At 62.3% G+C, this 16,142-nt stretch carries 17 protein-coding genes; 7 read left to right on the top strand and 10 right to left on the bottom strand.

The window, feature by feature from the left end:
* Positions 1 to 6: 6 nt before the first annotated feature.
* The 3 genes from GBEM_RS08710 to GBEM_RS08700 are packed head-to-tail and all read left to right on the top strand — an operon-like array spanning position 7 to position 2,521.
* A complete protein-coding gene (locus tag GBEM_RS08710) occupies positions 7 to 966 on the top strand; it encodes an ABC transporter substrate-binding protein (RefSeq protein ID WP_012530167.1) in 960 nt (319 codons plus the stop codon).
* A 26-nt stretch (positions 967 to 992) separates the two neighbouring features.
* Positions 993 to 1,727 (top strand): ABC transporter permease, encoded by a 735-nt coding sequence (locus tag GBEM_RS08705; RefSeq protein WP_226373944.1) that lies wholly within the window; start codon positions 993 to 995, stop codon positions 1,725 to 1,727.
* On the top strand, positions 1,724 to 2,521 hold the full coding sequence (locus tag GBEM_RS08700) for an ABC transporter ATP-binding protein (protein ID WP_012530165.1): 798 nt from the start codon (positions 1,724 to 1,726) through the stop codon (positions 2,519 to 2,521). The genes GBEM_RS08705 and GBEM_RS08700 overlap by 4 nt, the downstream gene beginning before the upstream one ends.
* A 150-nt stretch (positions 2,522 to 2,671) precedes the next feature.
* On the opposite strand, the gene GBEM_RS08695 is transcribed toward GBEM_RS08700, so the two are convergent.
* The 10 genes from GBEM_RS08695 to GBEM_RS08655 form a co-directional block, all read right to left on the bottom strand.
* Positions 2,672 to 3,136 (bottom strand): GNAT family N-acetyltransferase, encoded by a 465-nt coding sequence (locus GBEM_RS08695; RefSeq protein ID WP_012530164.1) that lies wholly within the window; start codon positions 3,134 to 3,136, stop codon positions 2,672 to 2,674.
* Between the two features lie 92 nt (positions 3,137 to 3,228).
* Complete coding sequence (locus GBEM_RS08690) at positions 3,229 to 4,053, bottom strand: nucleotide-binding protein (protein WP_012530163.1); 825 nt, start codon at positions 4,051 to 4,053, stop codon at positions 3,229 to 3,231.
* A gap of 13 nt (positions 4,054 to 4,066) precedes the next feature.
* Positions 4,067 to 4,954 carry an ABC transporter permease gene (locus tag GBEM_RS08685; RefSeq protein WP_012530162.1) on the bottom strand — a complete coding sequence of 296 codons (888 nt, stop codon included), beginning with the start codon at positions 4,952 to 4,954 and terminating at the stop codon, positions 4,067 to 4,069.
* 9 nt (positions 4,955 to 4,963) lie between these two features.
* A complete protein-coding gene (locus GBEM_RS08680) occupies positions 4,964 to 5,761 on the bottom strand; it encodes an ABC transporter ATP-binding protein (protein ID WP_012530161.1) in 798 nt (265 codons plus the stop codon).
* Between the two features lie 2 nt (positions 5,762 to 5,763).
* Positions 5,764 to 6,765 (bottom strand): ABC transporter substrate-binding protein, encoded by a 1,002-nt coding sequence (locus GBEM_RS08675; protein ID WP_012530160.1) that lies wholly within the window; start codon positions 6,763 to 6,765, stop codon positions 5,764 to 5,766.
* A 20-nt stretch (positions 6,766 to 6,785) separates the two neighbouring features.
* On the bottom strand, positions 6,786 to 8,051 hold the full coding sequence (locus tag GBEM_RS08670; RefSeq protein ID WP_012530159.1) for a radical SAM protein: 1,266 nt from the start codon (positions 8,049 to 8,051) through the stop codon (positions 6,786 to 6,788).
* Positions 8,052 to 8,307: 256 nt separating this feature from the next.
* Complete coding sequence (locus GBEM_RS08665) at positions 8,308 to 8,790, bottom strand: hypothetical protein (protein WP_012530158.1); 483 nt, start codon at positions 8,788 to 8,790, stop codon at positions 8,308 to 8,310.
* A 25-nt stretch (positions 8,791 to 8,815) separates the two neighbouring features.
* A complete protein-coding gene (gene metK / locus GBEM_RS08660) occupies positions 8,816 to 10,024 on the bottom strand; it encodes a methionine adenosyltransferase (protein WP_012530157.1) in 1,209 nt (402 codons plus the stop codon).
* Between the two features lie 320 nt (positions 10,025 to 10,344).
* Complete coding sequence (locus GBEM_RS20670) at positions 10,345 to 10,500, bottom strand: YezD family protein (protein ID WP_012530156.1); 156 nt, start codon at positions 10,498 to 10,500, stop codon at positions 10,345 to 10,347.
* Between the two features lie 40 nt (positions 10,501 to 10,540).
* On the bottom strand, positions 10,541 to 11,530 hold the full coding sequence (locus tag GBEM_RS08655) for a sulfate ABC transporter substrate-binding protein (protein WP_012530155.1): 990 nt from the start codon (positions 11,528 to 11,530) through the stop codon (positions 10,541 to 10,543).
* Between the two features lie 995 nt (positions 11,531 to 12,525).
* On the opposite strand from GBEM_RS08655, the gene pstC reads away from it, so the two are divergent.
* The 4 genes from pstC (at position 12,526) to phoU (ending at position 16,041) form a co-directional block, all read left to right on the top strand.
* Positions 12,526 to 13,536: a phosphate ABC transporter permease subunit PstC gene (gene pstC / locus GBEM_RS08645; protein ID WP_012530152.1), complete on the top strand. Its 1,011-nt coding sequence runs from the start codon at positions 12,526 to 12,528 to the stop codon at positions 13,534 to 13,536.
* Entirely contained in the window at positions 13,533 to 14,375 is an 843-nt protein-coding gene (pstA, locus tag GBEM_RS21030) for a phosphate ABC transporter permease PstA (protein ID WP_012530151.1), read from the top strand. Before pstC ends, pstA begins: the two co-directional genes overlap by 4 nt.
* 42 nt (positions 14,376 to 14,417) lie before the next feature.
* Positions 14,418 to 15,176, top strand: coding sequence for a phosphate ABC transporter ATP-binding protein PstB (pstB, locus tag GBEM_RS21025; protein WP_012530150.1), 759 nt, complete (start codon positions 14,418 to 14,420; stop codon positions 15,174 to 15,176).
* A gap of 193 nt (positions 15,177 to 15,369) precedes the next feature.
* On the top strand, positions 15,370 to 16,041 hold the full coding sequence (phoU, locus tag GBEM_RS08630) for a phosphate signaling complex protein PhoU (protein WP_012530149.1): 672 nt from the start codon (positions 15,370 to 15,372) through the stop codon (positions 16,039 to 16,041).
* The last annotated feature ends 101 nt before the right edge of the window (positions 16,042 to 16,142 follow it).

The following is a 16,142-nucleotide window of genomic DNA, read 5'->3' as shown; positions in this document are numbered from 1 at the left end:
GTAGACATGAACAGACGCGAATTTATCAAGACGACAGGCCTCGCGCTGGCCGCGGCGGCAGTACCGGGTTTTGCCTTTGCGGGAGGCGCCAAGGTGAACATCAAGGTAGGCTACCTCCCCATCACCGACCACCTGTTGATGATCGCCAGCGAGCGGGAACAGTTCAAGAGCGTCGGCATCCAGCCGGTCAAGTTCTCCTCGTGGCCCGAGATCTCCGAGGCCCTCAAGGTGGGCGCCATCGATGCGGCCTTCCTGCTGACCCCCATCGGGCTGACCCTGCGCCAGAAAGGGGTGCCGGTCAAGGTAGTGCTCCTGGGGCATCGTAACGGCAGCGCCATCACCGTGAAAAACAGCAGCGAGATCAACCGCATCGAGGACCTGAAGGGAAAAACCATCGCCGTTCCCAGCCCGTTTTCCACCCATAACCTTCTGCTGCGCAAAGTGCTGACCGAGAGGCACCTCGACCCGAACAAGGATCTGAAGATCATCGACATGGCGCCCCCCGAGATGGTGAACGCCCTGGCGACCGGACGCATCGAAGGTTATATCGTCGCCGAACCGTTCGGCGCCCAGGCAGAGGCCCAGAAGGTCGGCAAGGTGCTCATGCTCTCCAAGGACATCTGGCACGACCACATCTGCTGCGTACTCAACGTGCGCGAGAGCGTGATAGCGAAGTACCCCGAAGCGGTCCAGGAGATGGTAGCCGGCTTCCTGCGCACCGCCTCCTTCATCGAGACCAGCCCGGTGCTGGCGGCGAAGGGTTCGACGAAGGTACTCGGGCAGAGGCCGGAGATCGTCGAGAGGGTGCTCACCTCCCCCCGCGACCGTCTGAGCTTCCAGAACCTCGTTCCCAACAAGAAGGATTTCGCGGCGACCCAGGACTACATGATCAAGTTCGGCGTCGCCAAGCAGAAGACCGACCTCGCCGGCTACCTTGACGACCGCTTCGCACGGAAGGCGGTGTAACAGTGCGATCCTGGCTGGAAAATTACGTGGTACCGCTGCTTACCGTGGTGGCGTTCGTCCTTATCTGGCAGATCGCGGCAAGGCGCTACCCGCCGGAACAATTCCCCGCTCCTTCCGACGTTGTCCTCGCGATAAAGGAACTCTCCGATAACGGCGTCCTCTGGACCAACATCGGGATCAGCCTCGCGCGTTTCGCCGCCGCCTATCTCATGGCTGTCGTGGCCGGCATCCCGCTCGGGCTCTTCCTGGGGCGCTTCACCCGCTGTCACCGGGCCATAGACCCGCTGATTCAGGTGCTGCGTCCCATCTCCCCCATCGCCTGGTTTCCCCTGGCGGTTCTCTGGTTCGGGATCGGCAACGCCCCGGCGGTGTTCATCATCTTCCTGGCCGCCTTCTACCCGGTGCTCCTGACCACCATCAGCGCGGTGAGGGGGGTACCTGCGGTTTACCTGAAGGTCTCCACCAACTTCGGCGCCGGCGCTTTCCTGACCTTCGTGCGGGTCATCGTCCCCGCGGCGTTTCCCGGGATCATGGTGGGGCTGCACATTGCGGTCGGCACCGGCTGGATCCACCTGGTGGCCGGCGAGATGCTGGGGGCCCAGTCGGGCCTGGGGTTCATGATCGTGGACGCCCGCAATTTCCTGAGGACCGACCAGGTGATGGCCGGCATGCTCCTCGTCGGCCTCTTGGGGCTTGCGATCTACAAGGCTATGAAAACTTTTGAGAAGGCCATAGGACGGCGCTGGGGGGTGGCTGCATGAGTGAAACGCCCGTTAGCAAAATACAGCTTCGCGACGTGGAGAAGCGGTTCAGGTCGGCCCGCGGCGATCAGCAGATAGCCCTGAGCCGGCTCGATCTAGACATCAAGGCAGGTGAGTTCGTTTGCCTGGTGGGACCCAGCGGCTGCGGCAAGACCACGCTCATCAACCTGATGGCGGGGTTCGAGAAGCCGACTTCGGGATCGGTGCTGATCGACGGGGAGCCGGTAACCGCGCCCAACCCGGACCACATCATGATCTTCCAGGATTACGGCCTCTACCCCTGGCGCACAGTGCTCGGCAACGTGCTTTTCGGATTGCAGGCCCGGAGAGTGCCCGCCGCTCAGGCGCGGGAAAAGGCGCTGGCGGCCCTGGAGATGGTCGGCCTGTCCCAGTCCATCGACAAGCACCCGCACGAGCTTTCCGGCGGGATGAAGCAGCGCGCCTCCATCGCCCGGGCACTAGCTGTAGAGCCGAGCGTCCTCTTCATGGACGAGCCGTTCGCGGCGCTCGACGCCTTCACCCGGCTGCACCTGCAGGACGAGCTGCTCAGGATCTGGACCGAGAAAAAACCGACCGTCGTCTTCGTCACCCACGACCTCGACGAGGCGATTGCGCTAGGCCAGCGCGTGGTGCTGATGGCACCGCAGCCGGGGCGGATCCAGAAGGTCCTCGAAGTAAACCTGCCGCACCCGAGGGAGAGGACCGATCAGGAATTCGCCACTTTCAGGAAGCGGCTCTTCACCGAGTTCCACCTGGTGCACCAGCAGGCCGCCGCGGTCGAGTATCAGATTTAAATCTGGCACTCCGCTTATCTCCCCTCGCCCTCTGGGCCTTCGCCCACCGTAGGCTACGGTCCACAGGTGGGAGGGGCGGGGGTGAGGGTGGCATCTCCCTCACCCTGTCCCTCCCCCAGAGGGGGAGGGGACCCTAGGTTCCCTCAATTTTCATGTTGCCGCCCGCCCCTTCTTCTCCATGAAAACCACCGCCACGCTCCCCGGCACTTCCTTCCGCTCGTAAACCCGATAGCCGAGCCGCTCGTAGAGGCGGATGTTTGCGACGCTCTTCTCACCTGTAAAAAGCTGGTAGCAAACGGCGTCCGCGAACTTCTCCTCGATTGCCGCCAGAAGTAGCGTTCCGAGTCCCCTCCCCTGCAGGTCGGGGCGCACCATGAGCCTCCCGACAAGGCACCGCCCATTGCTTATCCGGCCGTTGACTGAGCCTACGATCCGCCCCTCTTGCACCGCCTTCAGTATCGTGTTGCGGCCAAAGCTCTGCACCAGTTCTTCCAGGGTCTGGGTCAAGGGAGGAATGGAGAGGTCTCCGTAAAGCTCCCCCTCGCTCAGGTAGGCGGCCTTCTGCAGCGCGAGGATCTCGGCCGCGTCTTCGGGTGTTGCCGGTTCGATATTCATTGGTGTCTCGCGTGGAATGGATTATGAGAATTTGCCAAGGAGGTACTTTGATAACTGCAGGAAGTCAACGGTTTTAATCATAAGCATCCGGGCTAGATTCCGAGTCCATCCTTAACCACCCCCGTCTCCAACTCGGTGATTATGTCCCCCCATTTCTGCGCCCAGTTGGACAGCGCGTCACTACTAAGCGGTTTCGGGCGGCGCTTCTCCCCGCTTTTCTCCAAGTCCCGGGCCAATTTCCGGTAGGCATAGGAAACGTGGGAAAAGGGGGCCGACTGCAGCAGCGTCTGGCTGTAGAAGTCGCTCACGGAGACCGTGATGGAGCGGGGAACGGTGGCCGAAATGACGGCTCCCGTCTGGCTGGCGAAGTCGGAGACTATCGCCTCGTACAGCGGCCCAGAGAGGTTGTTGGCGACCACCCCGCCGAAGCGGCACTCGGCCGAGGCCACGGTGTTGAGCCAGGCGAAGATGTCGTTCACCGCCTGCAGCGCGCACTTGTCCGCCGAGGTCACGGCCAGAAGGCGGGAGACGCCGTCGATTCCCGGCGGGAGCGTGAAGCTCCCTGCCGGCTCCCAGGCGGTGTCGTGCACCACGTACTCCGGGTCGTAGTCGGCGATGAGCGGATGGGTGAGGATCTCACCCCCGGTCGCGGCTCCGGACTCCAGCGCCGCCCCCGCTTCCAGGCAGAGCGCCCCCGCGTGCCCCAGCGCCTGGAGCGGCGCATCCTCTCCCTGCCATCCCGGCAGCGGGGTCAGCTCGTTGCCGCCGCACAGGATGCCGGTCGAACTCCAGCGGCTGTCGTATCCGATGAGGAGCACCCGCTTGCCCTTCTCCGCCAGGGCGGCGCTCAGATTGGCCGCGGTGGTCGACTTCCCCACTCCGCTCTTGCCTGCGATAACCAGATGTTCCACAGCCATGGCGCACCTCCTTTCAGTGCTTCATTCCCCAGCGTAGTACCGTCCGTCGCTCGATCCCCGCGAAGAGCAGGTTCTCGACGGCCAGCCCGATCAGGATAATGGTCAATAGCCCCGCGAAGACCGAGGCGGTCTCCAGCTGGTTCTTGTTTTCGTAGATAAACCACCCGATCCCGCCGGAGCCGGAGCTTACCCCGTAGACCAGCTCGGCGGCGATGAGCGAGCGCCAGCCGAAGGCCCAGCCGATCTTCAACCCGGTGAGGAGCTGCGGAAACGCGGCCGGGAAGAGGATGCGCCAGGCGAAGCGCCAGCCGGTGAGCCCGTAATTGCGCCCGACCATCCGGATGGTGGGGGTGATGCCGGTGAACCCCGTGTGGGCGTTCAGCGCCATGGGCCAGAGCACCGCGTGCACCAGCACGAAGACAATGCTCGCCTGCCCCAGCCCGAACCAGATCAGCGAGACCGGGAGAAGCGCGATGGGGGGGAGCGGGTTGAAGGTCGCGGTCAGTATCTCCATCAGGTCGTTGCCGAACCTGGTGCTGTAGGCCGCCACCGCGAGAAGCGCGGCGAGTGTGGCGCCGATGGCGTATCCGGTCACCAGCGTCCGTAGCGAATGCCCCACCCGCCCCAGGAGCTCCCCGTGCAGGATGCCGTTCCAAAGCGCGGCGAGCGTATCGTCCAGGGTCGGAAAGAGCAGCGGCTTGTCGAGCGTGACGGCGTAAACCTGCCAGAGCGCGAGGAGCAGGGAAAGAAGGAGCAGCTTGCGGAGCGCCGCCACGTTCCAGAGCCTCTCGGCTGGGGAGAGCGGTCGCGCCGCTTCGACCTCGACCACGACTGGGCCGGGGGCACGCTGCGCCAGGACCTGAGCTGCGGGCGCGAGAGCTATTGTGTCTGACTGTTCCATGTTCTCCCCCTAGATCGAATAGTCGCAGGCAGTCTCGAAAAGGGAGCGGTGGATCCGCTCCTGCAGCTCGGCCCCGCTTTGCACCGGCCCAAGCTCCCCCTTCCCGTCCAGGGCGAGCACCTCCTTGACCCGTCCCGGGTGGGGCGAGAGGAGGATGACGCGATGGCCCAGCCGTACCGCCTCGTCGATGGAGTGGGTGACGAAGAGCATGGCGAAGGGGCTTTCCTGCCACAACTCCAGGAGCTCGTCCTGCATCTGCTGCCGGGTAAGCGCGTCGAGTGCCGCGAACGGCTCGTCCATCAGGATCAGCTCGGGGCGGGTCGCCAGGCAGCGGGCGATGGCGACCCGCTGTTTCATCCCTCCGGAGAGGGTATGCGGGTAGGCGTCGGCGAAGCGGGAAAGCTTCACCTTGGCGATGAAGTGGAGTGCCTGCTCCTCCGCCTCGCGGCGGGGGACTCCCCTTCCCTCCTGCAGGGCGAAGGCTACGTTTTGCTTCACCGTTTTCCAGGGGAGGAGCTGGTCGAACTCCTGGAACACCATCCCCCGGTCCGGCCCGGGGCCGTGCACCTGCTTGCCGCGGAACTGCACCTCCCCCTCGACCGGCTTCAGGTAGCCGCCGACCGCCTTCAAAAGCGTCGACTTGCCGCAGCCGGAAGGGCCCAGGAGCACCAGGCGCTCGCCGGCCCAGGCATCGAAATCGACCCTCCAGGTGGCGGTCACCCGTTGCTCGCGCGTGGTGTACTGCAGGGTCACCCCGCGCACCTCCAGAAGGGGCGCCTCCGCCGATGTCCCTTTAGAGCTCGCCATGGCTAGCTCCCTTTCTTGCCGTGGATCTCGGGGAAGAAGAGGTCCTTCCACCCCTTGGGCTTTTCTTTCAGCGACCCGGTCCGGTTCATGAAATCGGCGAAGGCCGAGACCTTGAGAGGGGTCGTCGTGTAATGCACCGGCTGGCGGGAGAGTATCTCGTAGACCTCGCTGATGGGCTCCTTGGAGCCGGAGGCCTTCAAGTAGAGCTCCGCCGCCGCACGCTTGTTCTTTCCGATGTAGGCGACCGCTTCGTCCAGTGCGGCGAGCACCGCTCGGTAGGTCTTCGGGTTCTCGTCGTGGAACTTCTTGGTGGCCCAAACCAGATCGAAGGTATGCGGCCCGCCGAGTACGTCGTAGGAGTTGACCACGGTGCGCACCCTCTTGTCCTTCAGCTCCTGGAACATGAAGGGGGGGCTCGCCAGGTGCCCGGTGACCTCGGATCTGCCGGAGAGGATGGCGGCCATGGCGTCGGGGTGCTTCATGGAGACGGTGAGGCGGTCCAACCTGTCGTACTCGTTCGCTCCGAATGCCTTGGCCGCGGCCATCTGCAGCAGCACGGCCTGGATCGAGACCTTCACCGCGGGAAGCGCGATCTTGTCCTTGTCGGAGAGATCCTTCACCCCCTTCACCGACGGGTTGACGGAGTTCAGGTAGATCGGGATGGTGTCGAGGGCGGCTACCCCCCTCACCTCGCCCCGGCTCTTGCCCCAGATGGTGAGCATGGGGGCGACGCCCCCCGAGGCGTAATCTATGGAGCCGGAGAGAAGGGCGTCGTTCATCGCCGCTCCCGAGCCGAGCGTTGCGTAGCTCGCCTTCAGCTGGCCTAGCCCGGCCGCCTTCGCATGTTTTTCCACCAGCTTCTGCTGCTCCATGACGATGAGCGGCAGATAGCTCAGGCCGTACTGCTTGGCGAAACGCACCTCCTTGACTTCGGCCCGCGCGACGGATGCGGTGAAAAGGGCAAGAAGCAAGAGGAGGGCGATTGTGATGCGTGATCTCTTCATGGTGATCCTCCTTTGAATCCTTAGAAGTTGTGCAGCCGCGACAGGTCGCTGTCGGGATGGTTGCCGCAGCGGCGATAATCGTCGAAGCCGATGGGGAGCCGGTATTTCCCCCTCAACCCGTGCAGCCCGGCCGCGAGCCGCGCGTAATATTCGAGAGAGGCGTTTTTCTGGTCCCCGATCGCGGTTCCGGGGCGCGGCGACCAGACGATGTAGACCGTGCTCACCCCCTGGCTGGCCAGGTCCTCTGCCTCTTCCAGGGTCCGGGCCAGCGCCTCGTCCTCATTTTTGTAGCCTCCGGGGCTGGTCAGTTCGACGCCGGCGACAAGCCCGGTGTTCACGCGGCCGGGGCCGAAGATGTCCACCGCGCGGACCAGCCGCCGTTTCCACTCCTTGTAGCCGATCCACTCCGCCTTTCCCGGGCAGTGCCGGTTGAAGAGCTCCTCCCCCAGCACCTCGATGTCGGCGGTATAGCTCGTGAGCGGGGTCTCGCGGTACAGGCGCTCAAGCTGGCCGTCGTCGAATGCGGTCCCGATCAGCTGGCTCGGGATCTTGGGGACGCTGAAGAGCTCCCCCACCCGCTGCAGGATCTCGATGTAGTAGTCCACCTCCTCGTCGAAGGCACGCTTGCCGGCGACGTTGGAGCCTGCGGTGAGAAAGAGCGCGGCGTAGCGTCCCGGCTCCAGCAGCGCCTCCCACACCACCTCCTTCACCTCCAGCGGATCCAGGCGCGCCGGGATGCCGAGTTCCTCCTTCCCCTTCTTCATCTGGGTCACGATGTCGCAGAAGCTGCAGCCGTTGCCGTTGTTCCAGAAGGTGCAGTAGCGGTAGGGAAAGATGTTGAGCCGCTGCGGGCGCGCGCTGACCACGTTCTGCATCAGCGTCCCCGAAGAGGAGGTCTTGTCGTAGAAGTCGGGGCGGGGCCAGTAATCCACCTCCTCGACCGGTTCGCCGTCCTCGAAGAGAAAGGGTCTTCCCTCGTGGAGGTCGACCAGGTACGGGTCCAGCTCCAGCGGCGTCGGCGTGGTGATGATGGAGGAGCCGTCGCGCAGAAGGAGCGATTCGGGCCGCGCCGCTATTTTGCCGTCGCGGGCGCCGAAGATGTGGGTGCCGGTGGTGGCGTGAAGCTCCAGGTCGAGCGCGCCCAGGGCCGCCTCGCTGTAGTGCACGCCGCGCCGCTGCACGTCCGCCTTCAGGATGACCAGCGGCGGGATGTCCGGGTATTTCTCGGTAACCTCGGCGCGGCTTAGCGGCCGGTTTTCTTTTATTGCCAGATTAAGATTAGCCATGGGGGTCCTCGTCTCCGATCTATCTGCACTATCAAAATCAAGCCGTTTCCAGCTCTCCCCCTCCCTGGACGGGAGGGGGCAGGGGGGTGGGTGAACTTGCCCGCGGCGCAAAGGTGGCACCTTTAATCTCGTTCCCAAGGTCCACCTTGGGAACGCAATGCCGGTACGAAGCTCCAGCTTCCCCCGGATGCCAAGCTGGAGCTTGGCGTCGCCTTGGGTTCCCAAGTTGGAGCTTGGGAACCAGGGGAAAAGCAGTTCAGGCGGCCGTGGCTGCGGGTTTGACCAGCCGGTCCAGGTGGTCGAAGAAGGGGAACTTCGCCCTCTCTTCCGCGCTGCGGGCAGCGTAGCTGCCGTCGATCACCTCTTGCGGCTCGATGATCCAGACGGCCGCGACGTCCACGTCACCGAGGAGCGAGCGGATCTCCAGGTAGTGCTTCCTGAAGAGCGGCCCCGAGATGTGGGTCTTCACCGGTTTCCCCTTCACCTGGAAACTCCGCCCACCCGCTCCGCTCACGATGACCGAAACGCTCTTGCCGAACCAGATGCTCCGCACCAGGTTCCGGTTGCTGCGCGAGGACTCCAAAAGTTCGGTGTAGACCAACCGCCCCGCGACGTCGACGTAAAGCGACTGCTTGACGGCCAGATGCGGAACGCCGTCCTCGTCCACGGTGGCCAGCACCTTGGTCGCGGCGGGATCGTTCAGTAGCTCGATCAGGTCTCCGGGTATCGCTGTTGCCATGATGTCCCTCCTTCTGGAACCTCTATCAGTTGGTTGCCGCGCCGCGAGCCGCATCGCGCAAGGCTTGCGCCTTGTCGGTCCGCTCCCACGGAAGATCGAGATCGGGCCTCCCGAAATGGCCGTAGGCTGCGGTCTGGCGGTAGATGGGGCGCTTGAGCCCCAGCTCTTCTATGATCGCCGCCGGCCTCAGGTCGAAATGGCTGGAGATGAGCCCCGCGAGTTCCTCGTTGCGGAGGACGCCGGTCCCAAAGCTGTCGACGAAGATGGAAACCGGGCGGGCGACGCCGATGGCGTAGGCGATCTGCACCTCCACCTTCTTGGCGAGCCCGGCGGCGACCAGGTTCTTGGCGACGTAGCGGGCGGCATAGGCGCCGGAGCGGTCGACCTTGGTGGAGTCCTTCCCGGAGAAGGCTCCCCCTCCGTGGCGGGAGAAACCGCCGTAGCTGTCCACGATGATCTTCCTGCCGGTGAGCCCGGCGTCTCCGTGCGGTCCGCCGATGACGAAACGGCCGGTAGGGTTCACGAAGATGCGGGTCTTGTCGTCCAGGAGTCCTTCGGGCACGACCTTTTCGATCACCTTGGCGACAAGGTCCTCGCGGATCTGCTCGATCTCTACCTCGGGGTCGTGCTGGGCGGAGATGACCACCGTGTCGACCCGTACCGGGGTGTCCCCCCGATACTCGACCGTCACCTGTGTCTTTCCGTCCGGACGGAGATAAGGGATTTCGCCGGACTTGCGGGCCTCGGTGAGCCGGCGCGCGAGCTTGTGCGCCAGGGCGATGCTGGTGGGAAGGTACTCCGGCGTCTCGTCGGTGGCGAAGCCGAAGACCATCCCCTGGTCCCCGGCACCTACCGAGTCGAGGTAGCCGTCGTGATCGCTACCCTTGCGCTGCTCCAGCGCCACGTCGACCCCTTGGGCGATGTCGGCGGACTGCTGGTCGAGAGAGACCAGCACCGCGGCGTGCTCCGCGTCTATCCCGAATTTCGTGTCGGTGTAGCCGACCTGGGCGATGGTGTCGCGGGCGATGCGGGCGAAGTTGACGCGCGCCTGGCTGGAGACCTCGCCGAAGAGGAGCACGAGTCCGGTAGTCACGCTGGTCTCGCAAGCCACGCGGGAGTCGGGATCCTGCGCCAGCAGGGCATCGAGAACGGCATCGGAAATCTGGTCCGCCAGCTTGTCGGGATGCCCCTCGGTGACGGATTCGGAGGTGAATAAAAAGCGCTGCTCGGACATGGTCGCTTCTCCTTTTGTCTCGGCTGCCGGAAAAAAAAGAGGCCAGGCATAACCGTAGGTAAACGGTTACAGCCTGGCCTCCAGTTTGTCTGGTCAGCTCGACGGGTAACGATTTTCGATGAATTTAAAGTCCCCCCTCCCCTTGCGGGAGGGGGTTAGGGGGTGGGGGTAGACGCCACCTTTGTGCTGCTGGCAAGTTCACCCACCCCTCTGCCCCCTCCCGCCTTCGCGGACCGAAGCGCTACGGCGCGCAGGCCCGTCAAGGGAGGGGGAGAGCTGGAGACTGGTTGATTTAGTGCTGGGCTAAATCCTGATCTCGGCTAAATCCTGATCTTTTCGTTCTTGTCCAGTTGGATGACCTTGCCATCCTGTATGACGAGGGTCACCGTCCCGAAACGGATGTCTCCGAGAGCCAGACGGATCTTTTGCTCGAGATCGCTGTTCCACTTTCCAGCTTGTTCGGGTGTCGTCGCCATGCCCCCTCCAGGAACCTGCATCAACCGGGTTGTCTCCGGGCTACTTTCCGCCGGAGTAAATCTGATCGAAAACGCCGCCGTCGGCAAAGTGCGTCTTCTGGGCCTTGCGCCAGCCTCCGAAGGTGTCGTCAATGGTCACCAGCTTCACTTTTGGGAAGACCTTGGCGTACTTGGCGGCGACCTTCTTGTCGCGCGGACGGTAGTAATGTCTCGCGGCGATTTCCTGACCTTCCGGGGAGTAGAGGTATTTCAGATACTCCTCGGCGAGTTTGCGGGTCCCTTTCCTGTCGACCACCTTGTCGACCACGGTCACTGGCGGCTCGGCGAGGATGCTGAGCGAAGGAACGACGATCTCGAATTTGTCTTTGCCCAGCTCGTTGACCGCGAGGAATGCCTCGTTTTCCCAGGCGAGGAGCACATCCCCCTGGCCGCGCTGCACGAAGGTCGTGGTGGAACCGCGTGCGCCGGAATCGAGCACCGGTACATGCTTGAAGAGCTCGGCGACAAACGCCTTTGCCTTGGTTTCATTGCCACCTTTCAGCGCGTAGCCCCAGGCGGCGAGGTAGTTCCAGCGCGCACCGCCGGAGGTCTTCGGGTTGGGGGTGATCACGGAGACACCCGGCTTAACCAGGTCGTTCCAGTCCTTGATCTTTTTGGGGTTTCCCTTGCGCACCAGGAAGACGATGGTCGAAGTGTAGGGAGAGCTGTTGTTGGGGAGTCTTTTCTGCCAGTTGGCCGGGATCAGCTTCGCCTTGTCGCTGATCTCGTCGATGTCGTAGGCCAAAGCCAGGGTGACGACGTCCGCTTCCAGCCCGTCGATGACTGCCCTCGCCTGCTTCCCGGAGCCGCCGTGGGACTGCTTGAAGGTCGCTTTTTGCCCGGACTTCTTGGCAAAGGCCTTGTTGAAGTCCTGGTACAGCTCCCGGGTCGGGTCGTAGGAGACGTTGAGGAATTCCTGGGCGGCGAAGGCTGTCAGCGGCAAGGCCGCCACCAACAGTGTGAGTAATGCGGTGCGAATCTGCTGTTTCATGATGCTCCCCCTTTTAATGTTTAATCCACCGACTTGATAGACTATTGAGATAAAAAAAAGCACCTTTGTCATTCGGGATATCCACTGTCCTGCTGAGCAAAGATGCGACAGCACTTCGTCTGCTGTCTACAGTGTCGGTAGGCTACTAAACTACAGCGCGCATGTCAACAGTTTTTTGCATTACGTAAAAAATTCTACAGTAAGACAGTAGTAGTTTGACCACAAGGCGGAGGTTCCCCTTTTCCAAAGGAAGGCCGTAGTACCACTTCATCATCGCTCCTTTTGATTACCGAAAAGCCGCAGCGGCACCACGCTCCGCCCCTAAAGCACGCGGGGCTGTCTGGTCGTAGGAAGGGAAGGTTTTGTGGCATGCGGCGCAGGAAACTTCCTTCTCTTCCATTTTCACCCAAGGCGTCACGTTCTTCGTGTCACACCAATCGCAGTACCAAAGGTAACGATCTCCAACCGGCATTAACTCCATAATTTTTTCTCCTCTGTCTCTCTCTTTTTTGTGGCGAGATTAGTCTCCGGATGTTGCAGGCGTGTGGCGATCAGGTGAATTCGTGCAAACAATCGTGCGGTCTATGTCAGTGCCGAATTTCCCGAACCACCTCAGACCACGCCGCGATCAGAGCGCAAACATTTACGCCGCTGTAACACAACCACAAGATTTACCCTCTATGCTGCAGTCACTCATAAGGGAGGGAATGTCCGATGCTCAAACCGATGAAAGCCAAGCCTATAAGAGTTGAAGCAGACGCGCTCCCGGTGCTAAGCAGCAGCCACCTGTAAAGGCGTTCTCCCGACCTTTCCAGCAGGTGCCACGGGTTCAGGAAGATTTAGCCAAACTGTAACGGGCCTGTAACATTCGTGGCGCATGTTAGGGCGCATGCAATGAACGAGCAACGCGGAGACGGCGGCAACCTCCTCCGCCTGATCCGTAGCCGACGAGTTCCCCTTTAGTGGAGCGCGTCGGCCGCTCCCGGAGGCTAAGTTTGGAAACCGAATTACCAAGTTCTTGTTACACAGACGCAACGGAGACAACCGTGCAATCGGCAAGGAAAAAACACGAACCGGCACAGGCCAAGAAGCTGAACGGAGATGCCGTCTTCCGTTACCTGACCACCTGTTTCGCCTTCAGCATCATCCTCATCCTGGCGCTCATGCTTTACGAAATGACCGGCGAGAGCATGCCGGCCATCAAGGCCTTCGGCTGGAAGTTCGTGAAATCGACGGAGTGGGACGCGGTCCAGGGAATCTTCGGCGCCCTCCCCTACCTCTACGGGTCGGTGGTCTCCTCGGTCTTGGCGCTCGCCCTCGCCACCCCCTTGAGCATCGGCGCGGCCCTCTTCATCACCGAAGTAGCACCGGCGCGCGTCGGTGCCCTGGTTGCCCCCCTGGTGGAACTGTTGGCGGCGATACCCTCGGTCATCTACGGCCTCTGGGGTGTGCTGGTGATGGCGCCTTGGCTCCAGTCCACGGTCCAGCCCTTCCTCATCGAGCACTTCGGCTTCATCCCTCTCTTCCAGGGCGCCCCCTACGGCGTCAGCATGCTGGCCGCCATCTTCATCCTGATGATCATGGTGGTGCCGATCATCACCTCCATCACCCGCGAGGTGCTGCTGGCGGTGCCGCAGAGCCAGAAGGAAGCGGCGATAGCGCTCGGCGCTACCCGCTGGGAGACCATCAAGATCGCCATCCTCCCCTACGGCAAATCAGGCATCCTGGGCGCTTCGATCCTCGGCCTCGGCCGAGCCATCGGCGAGACCATGGCGGTCACCATGGTGATCGGCAACGCGCCCAACATCTCGCTGTCGCTTCTCTCCCCGGCCTACACCATGCCGAGCGTCATCGCCAACGAATTCGCCGAGACCACCTCCAAGCTGCATGCCTCGGCGCTGATGGAGATCGGCCTGATCCTCATGCTGGTCACCTTGATCGTGAACGCCCTGGCCAGGCTCTTGATCTGGAGCGTCTCTAGAAGCGCCAAGGGAGGTGCGGCATGATGCACGGCATGACCTTCCGCAAAACGAAGAACCACCTGATGAGTTTCGTGATGCTCGCCTGCACGCTGGCAGTGCTCATCCCGCTCGGGCTCATCTTCTTCCACATCGTGAAGATGGGGGTCAGCTCGCTCTCGCTCGATTTCTTCACCCACATCCCGGCACCGACCGGCGAGGCGGGGGGCGGCATGGCCAACGGCATGTTCGGCTCGGCTATCATGATCGCGGGCGCCTCCCTGATCGGCCTTCCCATCGGCATCCTGGGGGCGATATACCTCTCAGAGTTCGGAGGCTCCAAGGTCTCCACGGGGATCAGGTTCGCGGCCGACGTCCTCTCCGGCACCCCATCCATCATCACCGGGATGGTCGCCTACACGCTCCTGGTAGTGCCGATGAAAGGCTTCTCCGGCCTCGCAGGCTCGGTGGCTCTGGCGATGATCATGATCCCCATCGTGCTGCGCACTACCGAGGAGCAACTGAAGATGGTTCCGGGGTCCTTGCGGGAAGCTTCGCTCGCGCTGGGGGTCCCCTTCTGGCGCACGAGCCTCAAGGTGACCTTAAGAAGCGCCATGTCAGGCGTGCTGACCGGGATACTGCTGGCGGTGGCACGGATAGCCGGCGAGACCGCGCCGCTTCTCTTCACCGCGCTGGGGAACCAGTTCTGGAGCAAGAACGTCATGCAGCCGATGGCCGCGCTCCCCCTGCAGATCTTCAGCTTCGCCATCGCGCCCTACGAGGACTGGCATAAACTCGCCTGGGCCGGCGCCCTGGTTCTCGTCACCGTCATGTTCGCATTGAGCCTCACCGCCCGCTATTTCGGCAGGAGCAGGCACGCTAGATAAACAGGATCACTGATAAGAGTGTTTTTAGAAAAAGAGGGAACGATGAACAACAAGGTACAACTGGAACAGGTCAACATACATTTCGGCAAGAATCACGCGGTGAAAGACATCAGCATGACCTTCCCCGAGAACAGCGTCACCGCCATCATCGGACCGTCCGGCTGCGGCAAGTCGACGCTCCTTCGCTCCATGAACAGGATGCACGACCTGGTCCCCTCGGCGCGGGTCACCGGCAAGATCCTCGTGGATGACGGCGACATCTACGACAGGGGCGTCGACCCGGTCGCAATCAGGCGTCGCGTGGGGATGGTGTTCCAGAAGCCGAACCCGTTCCCGGCCATGTCCATCTACGACAACGTCATCGCCGGCTACAAGCTGAACGGCCGACTGCCGCGCGAAGAGGCCGACGAGATCGTGGAAAGCTGCCTGAAAAGGGTGGCACTGTGGGACGAGGTGAAGGACCGGCTGAAGAGTAACGCCATGATGCTCTCCGGCGGCCAGCAGCAGCGCCTATGCATCGCCCGCACCGTCGCGGTGAAGCCCGAGGTGATCCTGATGGACGAGCCAGCCTCCGCCCTCGACCCTATCTCGACGCTGAAGATCGAGGAGCTGATCGAGGAACTGAAAGAGCGCTACACCATCATCATCGTCACCCACAACATGCAGCAGGCAGCGCGCGTATCGGACTACACCGCGTTTTTGTACATGGGGGACCTGGTCGAGTGCGGCGAGACCAAGAAGATATTCACCACCCCCGAAGTGAAGCGTACCGAGGACTACATCACCGGCCGTTTCGGGTAGCGGTAGGCAGGACCTGCCCCCCCTCTCCATCTGGGAGAGCGCTGGGGTGAGGGAGACATTTATCGCCGCCGGGCAAGGTTGCAGACAACTCCCTGCCCCCTCTCCCTCTGGGAGAGGGTCGGGGTGAGGGAGACTGTTTTCAAGACCGCGGCAAGATTGCAGACAATTTTTTGAATAACGGAGAGATAGAAATATGGAGAGAGAGCACTTCAGCAAGCAGTACGACACTGAGCTGAACGAGATACGGGAAAGGCTTCTTGAGATGGGGGGCAAGGTAGAGGTGATGATCGACAACGCGATGAAGTCCCTGGTGGAGAGGGACACGGAGCTTGCCGACCGGACCATCGCCTTCGACCACGAGATCAACACGCTGGAGATGGTGATCGACGAGAAGTGCCTGGAGGTCCTGGCACGCAGGCAGCCGGCGGCGCGCGACCTGCGCTTCATCACCCTGGCGCTGAAGATCGTCACCGACCTGGAGCGGATCGGAGACCAGTGCGCCAACATCTGCAAGCGGGCGCGGGAACTGAACCAGGAGCCGTCGCTCAAGCCTTACATCGACCTGCCGCGCATGGCGCAGGCCGCGTCCATCATGGTCACCAAGGCGCTGGACGCCTTCGTCCGCGGCGATGATAACTTGGCGATCAAGGTGTGCGAGGACGACCAGTGCGTCGACGAACTGAACGAGCAGATCCAGCGGGAGCTTCTTACGTTCATGATGGGGGATCCCACGACCATCAGCCGCGCGATGAAGATCATCCATGTTTCCAAGTGCCTGGAGCGCATCGCCGATCACGCCACCAACATCGCCGAGATGGTCATCTTCATGGTCAAGGGTAAGGACATCCGTCACACCATTGCCTGAGTTTTCATTTTCAGCTCTTCCCGCCTAAAAAAGACAGGGGCCGCTCGTTCGGCCCCTGTCTTTTTCGTACCGCGACTGTCACACAGTCACATCCACCGTCA

The sequence above is a fragment of the Citrifermentans bemidjiense Bem genome, from assembly GCF_000020725.1.
GTDB classification, from domain to species: domain Bacteria; phylum Desulfobacterota; class Desulfuromonadia; order Geobacterales; family Geobacteraceae; genus Geomonas; species Geomonas bemidjiensis.
Note: the sequence above shows the minus strand (reverse complement) of the source record. Positions and strands in the feature narration are given on the sequence as shown.

What these genes read in the sequence shown, in the direction of transcription:
- GBEM_RS08710 (WP_012530167.1), top strand. Translation starts at nt 7, where the DNA reads ATGAACAGACGCGAATTTATCAAGACGACAGGCCTCGCGCTGGCCGCG.
- GBEM_RS08700 (WP_012530165.1), top strand. Translation starts at nt 1,724, where the DNA reads ATGAGTGAAACGCCCGTTAGCAAAATACAGCTTCGCGACGTGGAGAAG.
- GBEM_RS08695 (WP_012530164.1), bottom strand. Translation starts at nt 3,136, where the DNA reads ATGAATATCGAACCGGCAACACCCGAAGACGCGGCCGAGATCCTCGCG.
- GBEM_RS08690 (WP_012530163.1), bottom strand. Translation starts at nt 4,053, where the DNA reads ATGGCTGTGGAACATCTGGTTATCGCAGGCAAGAGCGGAGTGGGGAAG.
- GBEM_RS08685 (WP_012530162.1), bottom strand. Translation starts at nt 4,954, where the DNA reads ATGGAACAGTCAGACACAATAGCTCTCGCGCCCGCAGCTCAGGTCCTG.
- GBEM_RS08680 (WP_012530161.1), bottom strand. Translation starts at nt 5,761, where the DNA reads ATGGCGAGCTCTAAAGGGACATCGGCGGAGGCGCCCCTTCTGGAGGTG.
- GBEM_RS08675 (WP_012530160.1), bottom strand. Translation starts at nt 6,765, where the DNA reads ATGAAGAGATCACGCATCACAATCGCCCTCCTCTTGCTTCTTGCCCTT.
- GBEM_RS08670 (WP_012530159.1), bottom strand. Translation starts at nt 8,051, where the DNA reads ATGGCTAATCTTAATCTGGCAATAAAAGAAAACCGGCCGCTAAGCCGC.
- GBEM_RS08665 (WP_012530158.1), bottom strand. Translation starts at nt 8,790, where the DNA reads ATGGCAACAGCGATACCCGGAGACCTGATCGAGCTACTGAACGATCCC.
- metK (WP_012530157.1), bottom strand. Translation starts at nt 10,024, where the DNA reads ATGTCCGAGCAGCGCTTTTTATTCACCTCCGAATCCGTCACCGAGGGG.
- GBEM_RS20670 (WP_012530156.1), bottom strand. Translation starts at nt 10,500, where the DNA reads ATGGCGACGACACCCGAACAAGCTGGAAAGTGGAACAGCGATCTCGAG.
- GBEM_RS08655 (WP_012530155.1), bottom strand. Translation starts at nt 11,530, where the DNA reads ATGAAACAGCAGATTCGCACCGCATTACTCACACTGTTGGTGGCGGCC.
- pstA (WP_012530151.1), top strand. Translation starts at nt 13,533, where the DNA reads ATGATGCACGGCATGACCTTCCGCAAAACGAAGAACCACCTGATGAGT.
- pstB (WP_012530150.1), top strand. Translation starts at nt 14,418, where the DNA reads ATGAACAACAAGGTACAACTGGAACAGGTCAACATACATTTCGGCAAG.
- phoU (WP_012530149.1), top strand. Translation starts at nt 15,370, where the DNA reads ATGGAGAGAGAGCACTTCAGCAAGCAGTACGACACTGAGCTGAACGAG.